Consider the following 14585-nt stretch of genomic DNA (forward strand, 5'->3'; position numbering starts at 1 on the left):
ATAAAGGGGCACGCCACGTGACCACGCCAGACCAAGGCTTTGCCGAAATCACCAATCGCGAACTGGGCCTCAGGCGCCAGCTCACTTCCGGCCAGATGAGCATGATCGCCATCGGTGGCGCCATCGGCACCGGGCTGTTCATGGGCAGCGCCTACGCCATCGGCTATGCGGGGCCCAGCGTGCTGGTCAGCTATGCCATCGGTGCGCTGATCACCTTGTTGCTGATGGGCTGCCTGGCGGAGATGACCGTGGCGCATTCCACCTCGGGCTCGTTCGGCGCGTATGCCGAGTTTTACGTCAGCCCGCTGGCGGGTTTCCTGGTGCGCTATGCGTACTGGGCGGCGATTGTGTTGGCGGTGGGCGCCGAGGTCACGGCGGTGGCGATGTACATGAAGTACTGGTTCGCCAACGTGCCGGAATGGGTGTGGATCGTGTCGTTTTCCAGCGTGTTGATCGTGCTCAACGCCATCAGCGTCAAGACCTTCGGCAACTTCGAATACTGGTTTTCCACGATCAAGATCAGCGCCATCGTCGGCTTTATCATCCTCGCGGTGTATGTGGTGTTCGGCTCCGGCAACCCGGATTACGGTGTGCAGAACTACACGGCCCACGGCGGCTTTTTCCCGAATGGCTTGAGCGGCATGTGGATCGCGGTGATCGTCTCGATCTTCAGTTACCTGAGCGTGGAAATGATCGCGGTGGCCGCCGGTGAAGCGGCCGACCCGGAGCAGGCGGTGAAGAAAGCCTTCCGCGCGACCATCGTGCGGCTGGTGGTGTTCTACCTGCTGACCCTGGCGCTGATGCTCGCCATCGTGCCGTGGAACCAGGCCGGCCATGCCCAGAGCCCGTTCGTCACGGTGATGCAGACCATCGGCATTCCCGGCGCCACCGGGGTGATGAACTTTGTAATCCTGATCGCCGCCTTGTCGGCGATGAACAGCCAGCTCTACATCACCACCCGCATGATGTTCAGCCTGTCTCGCGCTGGCTTCGCGCCCAAGTCCATGGGCGCCTTGAGCAAGAGCGGCATTCCGTTGAACGCCTTGCTGCTGTCCAGCTCGGGCATTGCCCTGGCGACCCTGCTGAATGTGGTGTACCCGGAAAGCTCGTTCACCCTGATGATGGCGATCTCGATGTTTGGCGCGATCTTCACCTGGTTCATGATCTTCCTGACTCACCTGTTTTTCCGCCGCTACCGCAAGCGTCACGGCGGGGCGAAGTTGTCGTTCCAGCTGGCGCTGTTTCCCTACAGCACGCTGCTGGGCCTGGTGCTGATGGGCGCGGTGATGATCACCACGTTCTTCACCGAGGCCTTCAAGATGACGCTGGTGTTCGGGGTGCCCTTCCTGCTGATTTTGTCGCTGGTGTACTACGTGTTTTTCCGCAAGGGGCGCCAAAACCCTGTAGGCGCGAGCTTGCTCGCGAAAAACCCGAGGGCGCCGGGTTAAATCAGAAAGCCCGCGTTATCGTTGACGTGCTTCGCGAGCACGCTCGCTCCTACAGGGGGAGAGGGCGTTTAGCAGTTGGGCGGCGTAACCGGGCAATTGGTCGAACCCGCGCGCGCATAACAGCAGTTTGCGACAGGCCCAATCCTCGGTCAGGGGGTGGGCCTGGAAGCGCCGCTCCAGCGGCCAGCGTTCCAGCGCGGCCAACGGCACGATCCCCAGCCCGGCGCCCCGGGCGACCATGCGAATCAATCCATCAAAACCGTCCGCGCGGATGCGGGTCTGCAAGCGGAAGCCTGCATGCAACGCCTGTTCTTCCAGGTACACCGCCAGCGCGCTGTCGGCGGCCAGGCCTACGTAGTCGTGCTGCAAGCTGTCGATAAAACTCACGGTGCGGTCTGCCAGCGGGTGATCAAGGGGCATGATCAGCACCAGCGGGTCGTCGCGAAAGGGCAGGGTCTGCAAGCCGTGGGTGTCCACCGCATCGGAAATAATCCCCAGGTCTGCCGCACCCTGGCGCAAAGCGTGGGTGATGCGCAGGCTTGGCAGTTCCTGCAGGTCGATATCCAGGTTGGGGTGTTCCCGCAGAAAGTCCGCCAGCAATTCCGGCAGGTATTCGCTCAGGGCCGTGGTGTTGCACAGCAGGCGCACCTGGCCTTTGACGCCGTTGGCGTATTCCGCGAGGTCTTGCTGCAGGTGCTCGGCCTGCTGCAACAGCAAACGGGCGTGGCGGGCCAGGGCTTTGCCTGCTGCTGTTGGCGTTACGCCACGGCGGCCGCGTTCCAGGAACGCAATGCCCAGCGAGGCTTCCATCGCCCGAATCCGCGCACTGGCGGCGGCCAGGGATAAATGGCTGCGGCTGGCGCCGGCGGTGATGTTGCCAGTGTCGAGGATGTGCAGATACAGGCGCAGGTCGATCAGGTCAAAGTGCATGGGCTGGGGTTCTCGGTGTCTGGACGGGCCTCTTCGCGAGCAAGCCCGCTCCCACATTTAGATCTGTGAACCCTTTCAAAATGTGGGAGCGGGCTTGCTCGCGAAGAGGCCATCTGCCTCATGCAAAACAAGAGGCTGCCTCAGTATATGGCGAATTTTCAGACATCACCCAAACCTGCAAAATCGACCCATGAATACCTTACTCGCGTTCTACCAAAACCTCGGCCCGGCCCTGACATTGCTGGTTATCGGCACCTTCCTGCTGGCCGGTACGGTCAAGGGCGTCATCGGCCTGGGCTTGCCCACCATCGCCATGGGAATGCTCGGCCTGGCTATGTTGCCGGCGCAGGCTGCGGCCTTGCTGATCATTCCGTCGACGGTGACCAACCTCTGGCAACTGGCGTTCGGCGGTCATCTGAGGGCCTTGATCAAACGCCTGTGGCCGATGCTCCTGCTGATTTTCCTCGGTACCGGGCTGGGCTCGTTGTGGCTGGGCATGGACGGCGGGCATTGGGTGGTGCGGGCGTTAGGCGGGGCATTGCTGGTGTATGCCCTAAGCGGATTGTTTCTGCCGACCTTCAAGGTCAGCCCGGCCACCGAGCGCTGGCTGGGGCCATTGTGCGGCGTGCTGACCGGGGTCATCACCTCGGCCACCGGAGTATTCGTGATCCCGGCCGTGCCGTATCTGCAAGCCTTGGGCTTGAACCGCGATCAACTGGTGCAAGCGCTGGGGCTATCGTTCACCGTGTCGACCCTGGCACTGGCGGCCGGGTTGTTCTGGCGCGGCAGCCTGGGCGGTGGGGAATTGAACGCCTCATTGCTGGCATTGGTGCCGGCGCTGCTCGGCATGTGGCTGGGCCAGGCCCTGCGCCAGCGCATCAGCGCGGTGCTGTTCAAGCGGGTGTTTTTTATCGGGATGGCCGCGCTGGGTGGTCATCTGCTGATCAGCGGTTAAGAATCTGCTGTTGATTTGTGTATTTTGGTCAAATACGTTTTGACCGTCCGGTGCGTATTCCAAAGCACAGGCCCCGTTATCCTGAGTCTGAAATGCGGCTAGTATCCGTGCAGCCGCTATAAAGAGGATTCACGTTGAAAGCCCGATCCGATGAGCTACAGATCTTCGTCTGCGTGATTGAATGCGGGTCGATTTCCGCCGCCGCCGAACAGGTTGGGCAGACGCCGTCGGCGGTCAGCCGCACCTTGTCGCGCCTGGAAGCCAAGCTCGACACCACCCTGATCAACCGCACCACCCGGCGCATGGACCTGACCGAAGAGGGCAAGTATTTCTTCGAGCGGGCCAAGGTGATCCTCGAGCAAATGGACGACCTGGAAGAGCGCCTGTCGTCGCGCCAGCAAACACCCTCGGGGCGTCTGCGGATCAACGCGGCATCGCCGTTCATGCTGCATGCGATCGTGCCGTACATCGCCGAGTTTCGTGGCCTGTACCCGGACATCCAGCTGGAGCTGAACAGCAACGACCTGATCATCGACCTGCTGGAGCAAAGCACCGACATCGCGATCCGCATCGGTGCCCTGGCCGACTCGACCCTGCACGCCCGCTCACTGGGTTGCAGCCCGCTGCATATCCTCGCCAGCCCGGCTTACCTTGAGCAACACGGCACGCCCAGCACCGTAGCCGAACTGGCCGAACACACCTTGCTCGGTTTCACCCAGACCGAAACCCTGAACCACTGGCCGCTGCGCCATGTGCACGGGGATCGCTGGCAGATCCAGCCGGGCGTCGCCGCCTCCAGCGGTGAAACCTTGCGCCAGTTGGCGCTGGAAGGGCAGGGCATCACCTGTCTATCGGACTTCATGACCGCCCAGGACATCAAAAGCGGGCGCCTGATACCGGTGCTGGCAGAGTTCAACAGCGGCTATCGCCAGCCGATCAATGCCGTGTACTACCGCAACTCGCAATTGGCCTTGCGCATCCAGTGCTTCCTGGACTTTATCCAGGGCAAGCTGTCCAGCTACGCCCGTTGATTCGTGACCCCTGCGCAAGAGTGAATTGGGCAATGCGGACTTATTCGGAATGGATGGGGCCGCAATACTGACGCCATCAATTACTCACGCAGGGAGACACCTCCATGAACGTATTCATTACCGGCGCTGCCGGTTTTATCGGCGGCTCCATCGCCACTGGCCTGGTTAAGGCCGGCCATAAAGTCACCGGCCTGGTGCGCAGCGCCGAACAAGCCGAAGAAATGACTGCACTGGGCATCACGCCGGTGATCGGCACGCTGGATGACAGTGCGTTGTTGACCGAGCAAGCGAAGAAAGCAGACGCCGTGATCAACGCCGCCAGCAGTGACCATCGCGGCGCGGTGGAAACTTTGCTGGCCGCGTTGCGCGGATCCAACAAAACCTTCCTGCACACCAGCGGTTCGAGCATCGTCGGCGATGCGTCGGGCGGTAAGTCCAGCGATGTCATCTACTTCGAAGACAACTTGCCGGATCCGACCGTCGACAAGGCCGCTCGCGTGGCTATCGACAATTTGATCCTGGCTGCCGCCAAAGACGGCGTGAACTCGGCGGTGATCTGCAACACGTTAATCTACGGTCACAGCCTGGGTGTTAAGCGCGACAGCGTGCAGTTGCCACGTTTGCTTAAACAGGCACGCAAAAGCGGTGTGGTTCGTCATGTAGGTACCGGTCAGAACATCTGGTCCAACGTGCATATCGAAGACGTGGTTGCGCTGTACCTGCTGGCGCTGGAAAAGAATGTGCCGGGCACGTTCTACTTTGTGGAAAGTGGCGAAGCGGCGTTTGTCGACATGACCACCGCGATTGCCGAAGCGTTGAAGCTGGGTAAACCGCAGGATTGGCCATTGGCGGATGCTGAGGCAGAGTGGGGTTATGAGATGGCGAACTATGGCTTGGGCTCCAACAGCCGGGTGCGTGGCAAGCATGCGCGGGAATTGCTGGGGTGGGCGCCGAAGCGGACCTCCGTAGTTGAGTGGATTCGCAACGAGATGGTTTGATGTTCGCTTGAGACCGAGGCGAGCCCTTCGCGAGCAAGCCCGCTCCCACATTTGACCGCATTCCAAAGTTGGAACTCGGTTAAGTGTGGGAGCGGGCTTGCTCGCGAAAGGGGCGACTCGGTCCAACGGTCTTACCCAACACTAGCCCCACCCCGCCCAATTCCGTACCATCCCCCGCCTTATCCCTCGCAACTCCCCGGTACTTCAATGAACCTCACCCGTCTGCGCGCCGACGCCCTGGCCGGACTCACCACGTCTTTTGCCTTGCTGCCCGAATGCATTGCCTTTGCCCTGGTGGCTCACCTCAACCCGCTGATGGGCCTCTATGGCGCGTTCATCATCTGCACCCTCACCGCGCTGTTCGGCGGCCGGCCCGGCATGGTCTCCGGTGCCGCCGGCTCGATGGCGGTGGTGATCGTTGCGCTGGTGGTGCAGCACGGCGTGCAGTACCTGCTGGCCACGGTGTTGCTGGGCGGCTTGATCATGGTCGCCTTCGGCCTGTTGCGCCTGGGCAAGCTGGTGCGCATGGTGCCGCACTCGGTGATGCTCGGGTTCGTCAACGGCCTGGCGATCATCATTGCCCTGGCGCAGTTGGAGCATTTCAAGAGCGGTGACACCTGGCTCAGCGGCACGCCGTTGTACGTGATGACCGGGCTGGTCGCTGCCACCATGGCCATCGTCTACCTGCTGCCGCGCCTGACCCGCGCGGTGCCTCCGGCCTTGGTGGCGATCCTCGGCGTGGGCCTGGCGGTGTACCTGCTCGGCCTGCCTACCCGCACCCTGGGCGACATGGCCCACATCGCCGGCGGCCTGCCGACCTTCGCGTTGCCGCAGATTCCCTGGACCCTTGAAACCCTGCACATCATCGCGCCTTACGCGATCCTGATGGCCATGGTCGGCCTGCTGGAAACCCTGCTGACCCTCAACCTCACCGACGAAATCACTGAAACCCGCGGCTACCCGGACCGTGAAAGCGTGGCCCTGGGCGCAGCCAACATGGTCTCGGGCTTGTTTGGCGGCATGGGCGGCTGCGCGATGATCGGTCAAACCGTGATCAACCTCAGCTCCGGCGGGCGCGGGCGCTTCTCCGGGGTGTTTGCCGGGGTGATGATCCTGTTGTTCATTCTGTTTCTGTCACCGCTGATCGAGCGCATTCCGCTGGCGGCGCTGGTGGGGGTGATGTTCGTAGTGTCTCAGCAGACGTTTGCCTGGGCTTCGTTGCGGGTGATCAACAAGGTGCCGCTGAACGATGTGCTGGTGATCATGGCGGTGACGGTGATTACCGTGTTCACCGACCTGGCGACCGCAGTGCTGTGCGGGATTGTGATTGCGGCGCTGAACTTCGCCTGGCAGCAAGCGCGTGAGCTGTACGCGGACGAGCATATGGAAGCGGACGGCAGCAAACTCTATCGGGTGCACGGCACGCTGTTTTTTGCCTCGACCACGCCGTTCCTGAACCGGTTCGATCCGGCCAACGACCCGGCCCAGGTGACGCTGGATTGTCGTCACTTGAGCTTCGTCGACTATTCGGCGATTGCCGCGTTGATGACCTTGCGGGAGCGCTACGCCAAGGCCGGTAAGCATTTGCGGGTGCTGCACCTGTCCGAGCGCTGCCGCAAACTGCTCAAGCGTGCACGGGTGCAGCACGACTGACCGTTGTTGAAGTACGATGATCGTTCCCACGCTCTGCGTGGGAACGCCGCTTGGGACGCTCTGCGTCCGCTCTTAAAGTCGTGACGCGGAGCGTCACAGGATGCATTCCCACGCAGAGCGTGGGAACGATCATGGGCCGACCAGGTTTTCCAGTTCCTGGGCGCGGGTCTGGGTCATGTCCAGCACGCAGCCGGAGCCGTTGACCTGATCAATGGTGCCGCCGGTTGCCGAGCCAATGAAGCCGCAGTTGGCATCGCGAAACTTGAGCCACTGGCGTTGCACGTCCTGCAATTGCTGTTTACGGTTGCCTTCCATCGCGGTCATGGCGGCTTTGTAGGCGGTGTTCAGGCGTGCGTCCTGCACCTTGGTTTCCTTGGCGTTGCAATCGACCATGTCGGCGGTGGTGTTGGCGCCGTCCATGCATTTTTTCAGCGCCGCGTTCTCATCGGCCGAAGCCGTGCCGCCCAAGGCCAGCAACAGCGCGCCGGCGGCGAAAGGGACAAGCAGGTGGTTACGATTCATTCTGGGTTTTCCTGGTCATGAGTCGGTGTGCAGTCTAAGACTCGGCCTGCGCAGTTGAGTTTCCAGCCCGGCGATCTTCATGTAAGAACGCCCCCCGAATTTTCATCCACTGACCCAGGGCATATCCCTGTGCGACAGGGCGTGTCTGTGGGCGAAAATTACTTTCATAAAAATTGAAAATCCACCTCGGTAATGATTTATGACTTTCACAACCTATTCGACGTGACCCTTTCCGAGGAGTACCGCATGGCCGCATCACCGGGGTATTGGCTGTTGATCTACGCCGCCATCGCCATCATTGCATTGATCGTATTGATCGCGCGTTACCGGCTCAACCCGTTTATCGTCATCACCCTGGTGTCCATCGGCCTGGCGCTGTTGGCCGGGATGCCGGCGGATACGATCATGGGTTCCTACGAGGCTGGCGTCGGCAAGACGCTGGGGCATATTGCGCTGGTGGTCGCGCTGGGCACCATGCTCGGCAAGATGATGGCCGAGTCCGGCGGTGCCGAGCAGGTGGCGCGCACGTTGATCAATCGGTTCGGCGAGCGGAATGCGCACTGGGCAATGGTGTGCATTGCGTTCCTGGTGGGGCTGCCGCTGTTTTTCGAGGTCGGTTTTGTGTTGCTGGTGCCGATCGCCTTTACCGTGGCGCGGCGAGTGGGCGTGTCGATCCTGATGGTCGGTCTGCCGATGGTGGCCGGCTTGTCGGTGGTGCATGCGCTGGTGCCGCCGCATCCGGCGGCGATGATGGCGGTGCTGGCGTATAACGCGTCGGTCGGGCAAACGGTGTTGTATGCGATTTTGATCGGCATACCCACGGCGATCATCGCAGGTCCCCTGTACGCAAAACTCATCGTGCCGCACATTCACCTGCCGGCGGAAAATCCGCTGGAGCGCCAGTTCATCGACCGCGAACCGCGCACCCGTTTGCCGAGTTTCGCCCTGACCATGGGCACCATCCTGTTGCCGGTGGTGCTGATGATGATCGGCGGCTGGGCTAACCTGATCTCCACACCGGGCACCGCGTTCAACCAGTTCCTGTTGTTTATCGGTAACTCGGTGATTGCGCTGCTGGTGGCGACCCTGGTGAGTTTCTGGACGCTGGGCCTGGCCCAGGGTTTCAACCGCGAATCGATCCTCAAGTTCACCAACGAATGCTTGGCACCAACGGCCAGCATCACCTTGCTGGTGGGCGCGGGCGGTGGTTTGAACCGGATTCTGGTAGACGCTGGCGTCACCAATGAAATCCTCGGCCTGGCCCATGCCTTCAACCTGTCGCCCTTGGTGATGGGCTGGCTGTTTGCCGCGTTGATGCGCATCGCTACCGGCTCGGCCACGGTGGCCATGACCACTGCCTCGGGCGTGGTTGCGCCGGTCGCCATGGGCCTGGGTTATCCCCATCCGGAATTGCTGGTGCTGGCCACTGGTGCGGGTTCGGTCATCTTTTCCCACGTGAACGACGGCGGCTTCTGGCTGATCAAGGAATACTTCAATATGACGGTGATCCAGACCTTCAAGACCTGGACCGTGCTGGAAACCCTGATTTCGGTGGTTGCCTTCGGTCTGACGTATGGTCTGTCCTGCATCCTGTAACCGGAGACCTCATGGACATCCTCTACCAGATCCGCGCCCGCCAGGATTCCTTCAGCGCTGGCGAAGGGCGTATCGCCAAGTTGATGCTCGATGACGTCGGCTTCGCAGCGTCCGCCAGCCTGGAAGCGTTGTCCCAACGGGCGGAGGTCAGCACGGCTACTTTGTCGCGGTTTGCCCGCAGCGTCGGGTGCCGCGACCTGCGTGACCTGCGCCTGCAACTGGCCCAGGCCAGCGGCGTCGGCAGCCGGTTTCTCGACCCGGCGGGCCTGCCTGAGCAGTCGGCCTTTCACCGGCAGATTCTCAGCGATATCGAATCAACGTTGCGCCGGCATTTGTCCGGCTTCAACCAGCGCAGTTTTGTCGACGCCGTGAGCCTGCTGGGCAAAGCGCGGATGATCCACGCGTTCGGCATGGGTGGGCCATCGAGCCTGTGCAGCGATGAGTTGCAAGTGCGCCTGGTGCGGCTGGGCTACTCGATCGCCGTTTGCCACGACCCGGTGATGATGCGGGTGACGGCCGCCACCTTGGGGCCGGAGCATGCGCTGATTGTTTGCTCGCTGACCGGTATCACCCCGGAGGTATTGGGCGTGGTGGCGCTGGCGCGTAACTACGGCGCAAAAATCATCGCCATCACCCTGCCGGACTCTCCGCTGGCGCAGTTGGCCGATGTGCTGCTGCCGCTGCAACCGGCGGAAACCAGTTTTATCTACAAGCCAACGGCGGCGCGCTACGGAATGCTGTTGGCCATCGACGTGCTCGCCACCGAGCTGGCCTTGGCCATGCCGGACGACAACCAGGAACGCCTGCGACGGATCAAGCTGGCCCTGGACGATTATCGCGGCGGCCCCGACAGCCTGCCGCTTGGAGATTGAAATGAAGTACCACACGTTGATCCGCCAGGCGCTGATCATTGATGGCAGCAACACTCCCGGCTATGTCGCCGATGTGGCAGTGCACGAGGGCCGTATCGAGAAGATCGGCGACCTGTCCCGAGACAGCGCCGAGCATGAAATCGACGCCACCGGGCGCGTATTGGCACCGGGGTTTATCGACGTGCACACCCACGATGACACGGTGGTGATCCGTCACCCGCAGATGCTGCCCAAGCTCAGCCAGGGCGTGACCACGGTGATCGTCGGCAACTGCGGCATCAGCGCCTCGCCCGTGAGCTTGAAGGCTGATCCCCCGGACCCGATGAACCTGCTGGGCACCGCCGAGGCCTTTGCCTACCCACGGTTCAGCGATTACCGCGCGGCGGTGGAAAGTGCCCATCCGGCGGTCAACGTGGCGGCGCTGATCGGCCACACGGCGCTGCGCAGCAACCATATGGACGAGCTGCACCGCACCGCCACGCCCGATGAAATCGCCGCGATGCGCGTGCAGTTGCAGGAGAGTCTGGCGCACGGTGCCCTGGGGTTATCCACCGGCCTTGCCTACGCCAGCGCCTTCAACGCCGAGACCGATGAAGTGCTGCAACTGAGTGAAGAACTCACGGCGTTCGGCGCGGTGTACACCACCCATTTGCGCAGCGAATTCGAACCGGTGCTGGAGGCTATGGACGAAGCGTTTCAGATTGGCCGCCACGCCAATGCCCCGGTCATCATTTCCCACCTCAAGTGCGCCGGCGCTGGCAACTGGGGACGCAGCCCGCAGTTGTTGGCTTCTCTGGAGCACGCGGCGAAGACTCACCCCGTCGGCTGCGATTGCTATCCCTATGCGGCCAGTTCCTCGACCCTGGATCTGAAGCAGGTCACCGACGCGTTTCGCATCACCATCACCTGGTCCACGCCGCATCCGGAAATGGGCGGACGGGATCTGCAGGACATCGCCGCCGAGTGGGCGGTGCCGCTGATGGACGCCGCCCGTCGCCTGCAACCCGCCGGAGCGGTGTATTACGGGATGGATGAGTCCGACGTGCAGCGCATCCTGGCGCATCCACTGTCGATGATTGGTTCGGATGGTTTGCCGGAAGATCCGTTTCCTCATCCGCGTTTGTGGGGCGCGTTTCCCCGGGTACTGGGGCATTTCAGCCGGGACCTTGGCTTGTTCCCGCTGCACACCGCCGTGCACAAGATGACTGGCTTGTCGGCAGCGCGCTTTGGCTTGGCCGAGCGCGGTGAAATCCGTGAAGGACACTGGGCCGATCTGGTGCTGTTTGATCCGTTGCGGGTGCGGGATGTGGCGGACTTCAAGGAGCCGCAGCGCGCGGCGGAAGGGATTGACGGTGTGTGGGTCAATGGCGTGCTCAGCTACAGCGACGGGCAGGCCAATGGGCAGCGGTCCGGACGATTCCTGGCGCGCAGCGGGGATTTGCGTAAGGGGTTTGCGGCCGTATAGTGGCCGCTCTCAAACACGGAGCAATCGCCATGCACTTAGGAAAAGTCACACCCATTTTGCGCAGTTTCGACGAGGCCAAGACCCTGGAATTCTACGTCGATTTCCTGGGGTTCAAGGTCGATTGGCAGCACCGTTTTGAAGACAACTTTCCGCTGTACTTGCAGGTGTCGCTGGGGGAATGTGTGCTGCACCTGTCCGAGCACCATGGCGACTGCACGCCGGGTGCGGCGGTGCGGATTCAGGCCCAAGGGCTGGAAGCGTACCAGCAACAATTGCTGGCCAAGCATTACCGCAACGCCAAGCCGGGGATTGAAGACACGCCTTGGGGCAGCCGCGAAATGAGCATCAGCGACCCGTCGGGGAACCGGTTGGTGTTTGTTGAAGAAGTCAGCAGCTGAGGCTGCGCGCATAAATCGCAGGCAATAAAAAACCGCCTTAGTAGGGCGGTTTTTTATTGCAATCCCAGTTCGCGGCTGGGGTTGCGCCTCACCGGAAGCATTGACCTGCTGACCGGATACTACTGTCGGTTCAGGCATCACGCAAGGCCTGGTGACACTCGGTGTTTTCAGTTCTTTGAGATCTACGCTATTTAAGGACGACTGCAAAAACTGGCAATAAATTCTTGGAGCATTACCGGTGGATTAGTTCTCCCAGGTCACACCTTTGAGTGGGATGTTGGTTAGTATCGCCCCCGTTCTGTGTATGTCGTTTGTAGGTGGGCTGGGTACGCGCGCGAATTTATGGACCGAACGCCACGGGCTAGTAATCCGTGCCGGATTCATGCGGGAGGACCCAAAGCCCGGCCGCCTCACTGGAAGCATTGACCTGCGTCCGAAGGCTCACGTGTTCCGGTAAGTGCGCTGGAGGTAGGCCCAACTGATGGAGGGCCGAGTATGTCCAAGTTTGCACGACGTACGTGGGACCTCGTAGTGAACTCCCTGCGTGTTTATCACGTGTGGAAATTCCTGCGGGACAGCTTCGATGACCGTTAAGGTCTGAGAAGTGGGCCGCCCCGGTTTCGACCGGGGCGGCTTTTTTGTGCCTGGGATTTACACCCGGAAATGGCTGACCATCTGCTGCAACTGCCCGCCCAAACGTGCCAGTTCCACACTCGACTTGGCCGTCTCATCGCTGGCTGCCGCCGTCTGCTCCGACACGTCCCGCACGTTCACGATGCTGCGGCTGATCTCTTCCGCCACGGCACTCTGCTGTTCGGCGGCTGCGGCAATCTGCTGGTTCATCGACTGGATATTCGACACCGTACGGGTGATGTTTTCCAGTGATACACCGGCCTTGCGCGTCAGTTCGACGCTGCTGTCGGTGAGGTTGCGGCTGTTGTTCATCACGGCAGCCACTTGCTGGGTGCCATTTTGCAAACCGGCCACCAGGCCTTCGATTTCTTCGGTGGATTTCTGGGTGCGCTGGGCCAGGCCACGAACTTCGTCGGCGACCACCGCAAAACCCCGACCGGCTTCACCGGCACGAGCGGCTTCGATGGCGGCGTTGAGTGCCAGCAGGTTGGTCTGCTCGGCTACGGCCTTGATCACGTCCATCACGCTGCCGATCTTGTTGCTCTCTTGTTGCAGGTGCGTCATGGCGTCGGTGGAGCGCGCCACTTCGGCAGCCAGACGTTCGATCTGGGCGATGGCTTCGGCCACCACTTTGTCACCGGCACGGGCTTCGCCGTCGGCGGCCGAGGCAGCCTGGGACGCTTGTTCGGCGTTGCGTGCGACTTCCTGCACGGTGGCAGTCATTTCGTGCATGGCGGTGGCCACTTGATCGGTCTCGATCTTCTGGCTGTTGACCCCGGCGCTGGTCTGTTCGGTCACGGCTGACAGCTCTTCGGCGGCAGCGGCGATCTGGGTCACGCCGTCGCGGATGCCGCTGATCAGTTCACGCAGGGTGGTGCCCATGCGCTGAATGCCTTGCTGCAACACGCCGAGTTCGTCGCGGCGCGTCACCTGGATGTTGTGGCTCAGGTCGCCGGAAGCGATGCGCTCCACCACCGCGAGGGTCTCGCGCAATGGGCGGGTGATCTGGCGGGTGATGATCACGGCCGCCACGATGCCCACCAGCAAGGCCAGCAATGTGCTGATCAGTTGCAGGCTGCGGGCCTGGGCGCTTTCGGCGTCGCGGCGTTGCAGCTGGATGTCGTACAGCTTGTCGCTGATGGTCACGATGTCGGCACCCTGGGTGGTCATTTCTGCCCGGGCCGAGACGATGTTGGCGTTGGCTGCCTTGTAGTTCTGGACGGCGCTGCGATACGCGCCGAGGGCGGTTTCCAGTGAGCTCAGGGCTGTCTGCTGGCTGGCGCCGAACACCGCATGCAGGCCTTTCAAACCGTCGATGGCTTTCTCGATCTGCGCGGCGGCACGGGCTTCAGTCTCGGCGTTGACGTTGCCGGTGTAGCCGCGCACTTCGTAGCGGGCCAACTGAAACTGTTCCTTGGCGGTGTTCACGGCCTCGAACTGAGTGAAGCGCTCGGTGCTCTCGGGCATCTGGCGCACGCTGGCGTCCAGGGCACTGATCTGCGCGTTGGCGATGTCAGCCTTGTCGCCCATGACCTGGCGCGCGGCGTTACCGTTGCGGTAGGCCTCGCGCATTTTGTTCAACGACTGCTGGTAAGCGGTGATGATCGCTTTTTGCTCATTGAGCAGCTTGAGGTTGTCCGGGCTCTTGAAGCTGTCCAGCAGCTTCTGTTGCTGGGCGACAAAACCGTCGAGGTTGGTCTGCACGTTTTGCGCCACGGCTTCGTCGCCGTTGGCCAACATGTATTGCAGGCGCACGATCCGCAGTTTGGTCAGCGAAGCGTTGAGCTGGGTGATGTCGCTCATCCAGTTACTGCGGTCGATCAGGCCGCCCAGGCTGGTCCAGCCGGTGAGCGCGAGGATCGAGGTGAGTACCAGTACCAGGCCGAAGCCCAGGCCCAGTTTCATATTGACGCTGATGTTGCCGAACCAACTATTCATCGCATTCCTCCAGGAACAGATTTGCGGGTACATCCGGTTGCTGGAAGTAGCGACCAGCCGATGGGTAGTCAGGAGGTATCGGCAGCCCTGGCGAGAGCTGAAACGGTTTTTTCGTGAGGGGAAGATTTATGGACCGTGAGCGACGA

The 14585-nt window shown here is 61.6% G+C and carries 12 protein-coding genes and 1 pseudogene; 9 read left to right on the forward strand and 4 right to left on the reverse strand.

Annotated features, from left to right (window positions below; genetic code table 11):
• The first annotated feature begins 17 nt into the window (after positions 1-17).
• A complete protein-coding gene (locus NVB75_RS23680) occupies positions 18-1448 on the forward strand; it encodes an amino acid permease (protein ID WP_258343587.1) in 1431 nt (476 codons plus the stop codon).
• A gap of 15 nt (positions 1449-1463) precedes the next feature.
• On the opposite strand, the gene NVB75_RS23685 is transcribed toward NVB75_RS23680, so the two are convergent.
• Positions 1464-2378 carry a LysR substrate-binding domain-containing protein gene (locus tag NVB75_RS23685; RefSeq protein WP_258343588.1) on the reverse strand — a complete coding sequence of 305 codons (915 nt, stop codon included), beginning with the start codon at positions 2376-2378 and terminating at the stop codon, positions 1464-1466.
• A 190-nt stretch (positions 2379-2568) separates the two neighbouring features.
• Between NVB75_RS23685 and NVB75_RS23690 the strand changes: the two genes are divergently transcribed.
• From NVB75_RS23690 to NVB75_RS23705, 4 genes are all read left to right on the forward strand, one after another.
• Positions 2569-3333, forward strand: coding sequence for a sulfite exporter TauE/SafE family protein (locus NVB75_RS23690; RefSeq protein WP_258343589.1), 765 nt, complete (start codon positions 2569-2571; stop codon positions 3331-3333).
• 134 nt (positions 3334-3467) lie between these two features.
• Positions 3468-4364 (forward strand): LysR family transcriptional regulator, encoded by an 897-nt coding sequence (locus NVB75_RS23695; RefSeq protein ID WP_008436694.1) that lies wholly within the window; start codon positions 3468-3470, stop codon positions 4362-4364.
• A gap of 104 nt (positions 4365-4468) precedes the next feature.
• Positions 4469-5362 carry an NAD-dependent epimerase/dehydratase family protein gene (locus NVB75_RS23700; protein ID WP_258343590.1) on the forward strand — a complete coding sequence of 298 codons (894 nt, stop codon included), beginning with the start codon at positions 4469-4471 and terminating at the stop codon, positions 5360-5362.
• 207 nt (positions 5363-5569) lie between these two features.
• Positions 5570-7015, forward strand: coding sequence for a SulP family inorganic anion transporter (locus NVB75_RS23705; protein WP_258343591.1), 1446 nt, complete (start codon positions 5570-5572; stop codon positions 7013-7015).
• A gap of 129 nt (positions 7016-7144) precedes the next feature.
• On the opposite strand, the gene NVB75_RS23710 is transcribed toward NVB75_RS23705, so the two are convergent.
• Entirely contained in the window at positions 7145-7537 is a 393-nt protein-coding gene (locus NVB75_RS23710; protein WP_258343592.1) for a lysozyme inhibitor LprI family protein, read from the reverse strand.
• Between the two features lie 192 nt (positions 7538-7729).
• Between NVB75_RS23710 and NVB75_RS23715 the strand changes: the two genes are divergently transcribed.
• Genes NVB75_RS23715 through NVB75_RS23730 form a run of 4 tightly spaced genes read left to right on the forward strand, consistent with a single transcriptional unit; the run spans position 7730 to position 11868 of the window.
• Positions 7730-9133: a GntP family permease gene (locus tag NVB75_RS23715; protein ID WP_258343593.1), complete on the forward strand. Its 1404-nt coding sequence runs from the start codon at positions 7730-7732 to the stop codon at positions 9131-9133.
• Between the two features lie 11 nt (positions 9134-9144).
• On the forward strand, positions 9145-10005 hold the full coding sequence (locus NVB75_RS23720) for a MurR/RpiR family transcriptional regulator (RefSeq protein WP_258343594.1): 861 nt from the start codon (positions 9145-9147) through the stop codon (positions 10003-10005).
• Between the two features lies 1 nt (position 10006).
• Positions 10007-11470 (forward strand): amidohydrolase family protein, encoded by a 1464-nt coding sequence (locus NVB75_RS23725; protein WP_258343595.1) that lies wholly within the window; start codon positions 10007-10009, stop codon positions 11468-11470.
• Between the two features lie 29 nt (positions 11471-11499).
• Complete coding sequence (locus NVB75_RS23730) at positions 11500-11868, forward strand: VOC family protein (RefSeq protein WP_258343596.1); 369 nt, start codon at positions 11500-11502, stop codon at positions 11866-11868.
• A 651-nt stretch (positions 11869-12519) separates the two neighbouring features.
• Here NVB75_RS23730 and NVB75_RS33470 read toward each other — a convergent pair.
• Together NVB75_RS33470 and NVB75_RS33475 are read right to left on the reverse strand one after the other, a co-directional pair.
• Positions 12520-13383, reverse strand: a complete 864-nt coding sequence (locus NVB75_RS33470; RefSeq protein ID WP_371103582.1) for a methyl-accepting chemotaxis protein — start codon at positions 13381-13383, stop codon at positions 12520-12522.
• Positions 13375-14472, reverse strand: a pseudogene (locus NVB75_RS33475) (methyl-accepting chemotaxis protein); the annotation flags it as partial. The pseudogene NVB75_RS33475 and the gene NVB75_RS33470, both read right to left, overlap by 9 nt.
• Between the last annotated feature and the right edge of the window lie 113 nt (positions 14473-14585).

This window comes from Pseudomonas sp. CBS (assembly GCF_024734645.1).
Taxonomy (GTDB): domain Bacteria; phylum Pseudomonadota; class Gammaproteobacteria; order Pseudomonadales; family Pseudomonadaceae; genus Aquipseudomonas.

What these genes read in the sequence shown, in the direction of transcription:
- NVB75_RS23710 (WP_258343592.1), bottom strand. Translation starts at nt 7,537, where the DNA reads ATGAATCGTAACCACCTGCTTGTCCCTTTCGCCGCCGGCGCGCTGTTG.
- NVB75_RS23685 (WP_258343588.1), bottom strand. Translation starts at nt 2,378, where the DNA reads ATGCACTTTGACCTGATCGACCTGCGCCTGTATCTGCACATCCTCGAC.
- NVB75_RS33470 (WP_371103582.1), bottom strand. Translation starts at nt 13,383, where the DNA reads ATGGGCACCACCCTGCGTGAACTGATCAGCGGCATCCGCGACGGCGTG.
- NVB75_RS23730 (WP_258343596.1), top strand. Translation starts at nt 11,500, where the DNA reads ATGCACTTAGGAAAAGTCACACCCATTTTGCGCAGTTTCGACGAGGCC.
- NVB75_RS23705 (WP_258343591.1), top strand. Translation starts at nt 5,570, where the DNA reads ATGAACCTCACCCGTCTGCGCGCCGACGCCCTGGCCGGACTCACCACG.
- NVB75_RS23715 (WP_258343593.1), top strand. Translation starts at nt 7,730, where the DNA reads ATGATTTATGACTTTCACAACCTATTCGACGTGACCCTTTCCGAGGAG.
- NVB75_RS23700 (WP_258343590.1), top strand. Translation starts at nt 4,469, where the DNA reads ATGAACGTATTCATTACCGGCGCTGCCGGTTTTATCGGCGGCTCCATC.
- NVB75_RS23725 (WP_258343595.1), top strand. Translation starts at nt 10,007, where the DNA reads ATGAAGTACCACACGTTGATCCGCCAGGCGCTGATCATTGATGGCAGC.
- NVB75_RS23720 (WP_258343594.1), top strand. Translation starts at nt 9,145, where the DNA reads ATGGACATCCTCTACCAGATCCGCGCCCGCCAGGATTCCTTCAGCGCT.
- NVB75_RS23690 (WP_258343589.1), top strand. Translation starts at nt 2,569, where the DNA reads ATGAATACCTTACTCGCGTTCTACCAAAACCTCGGCCCGGCCCTGACA.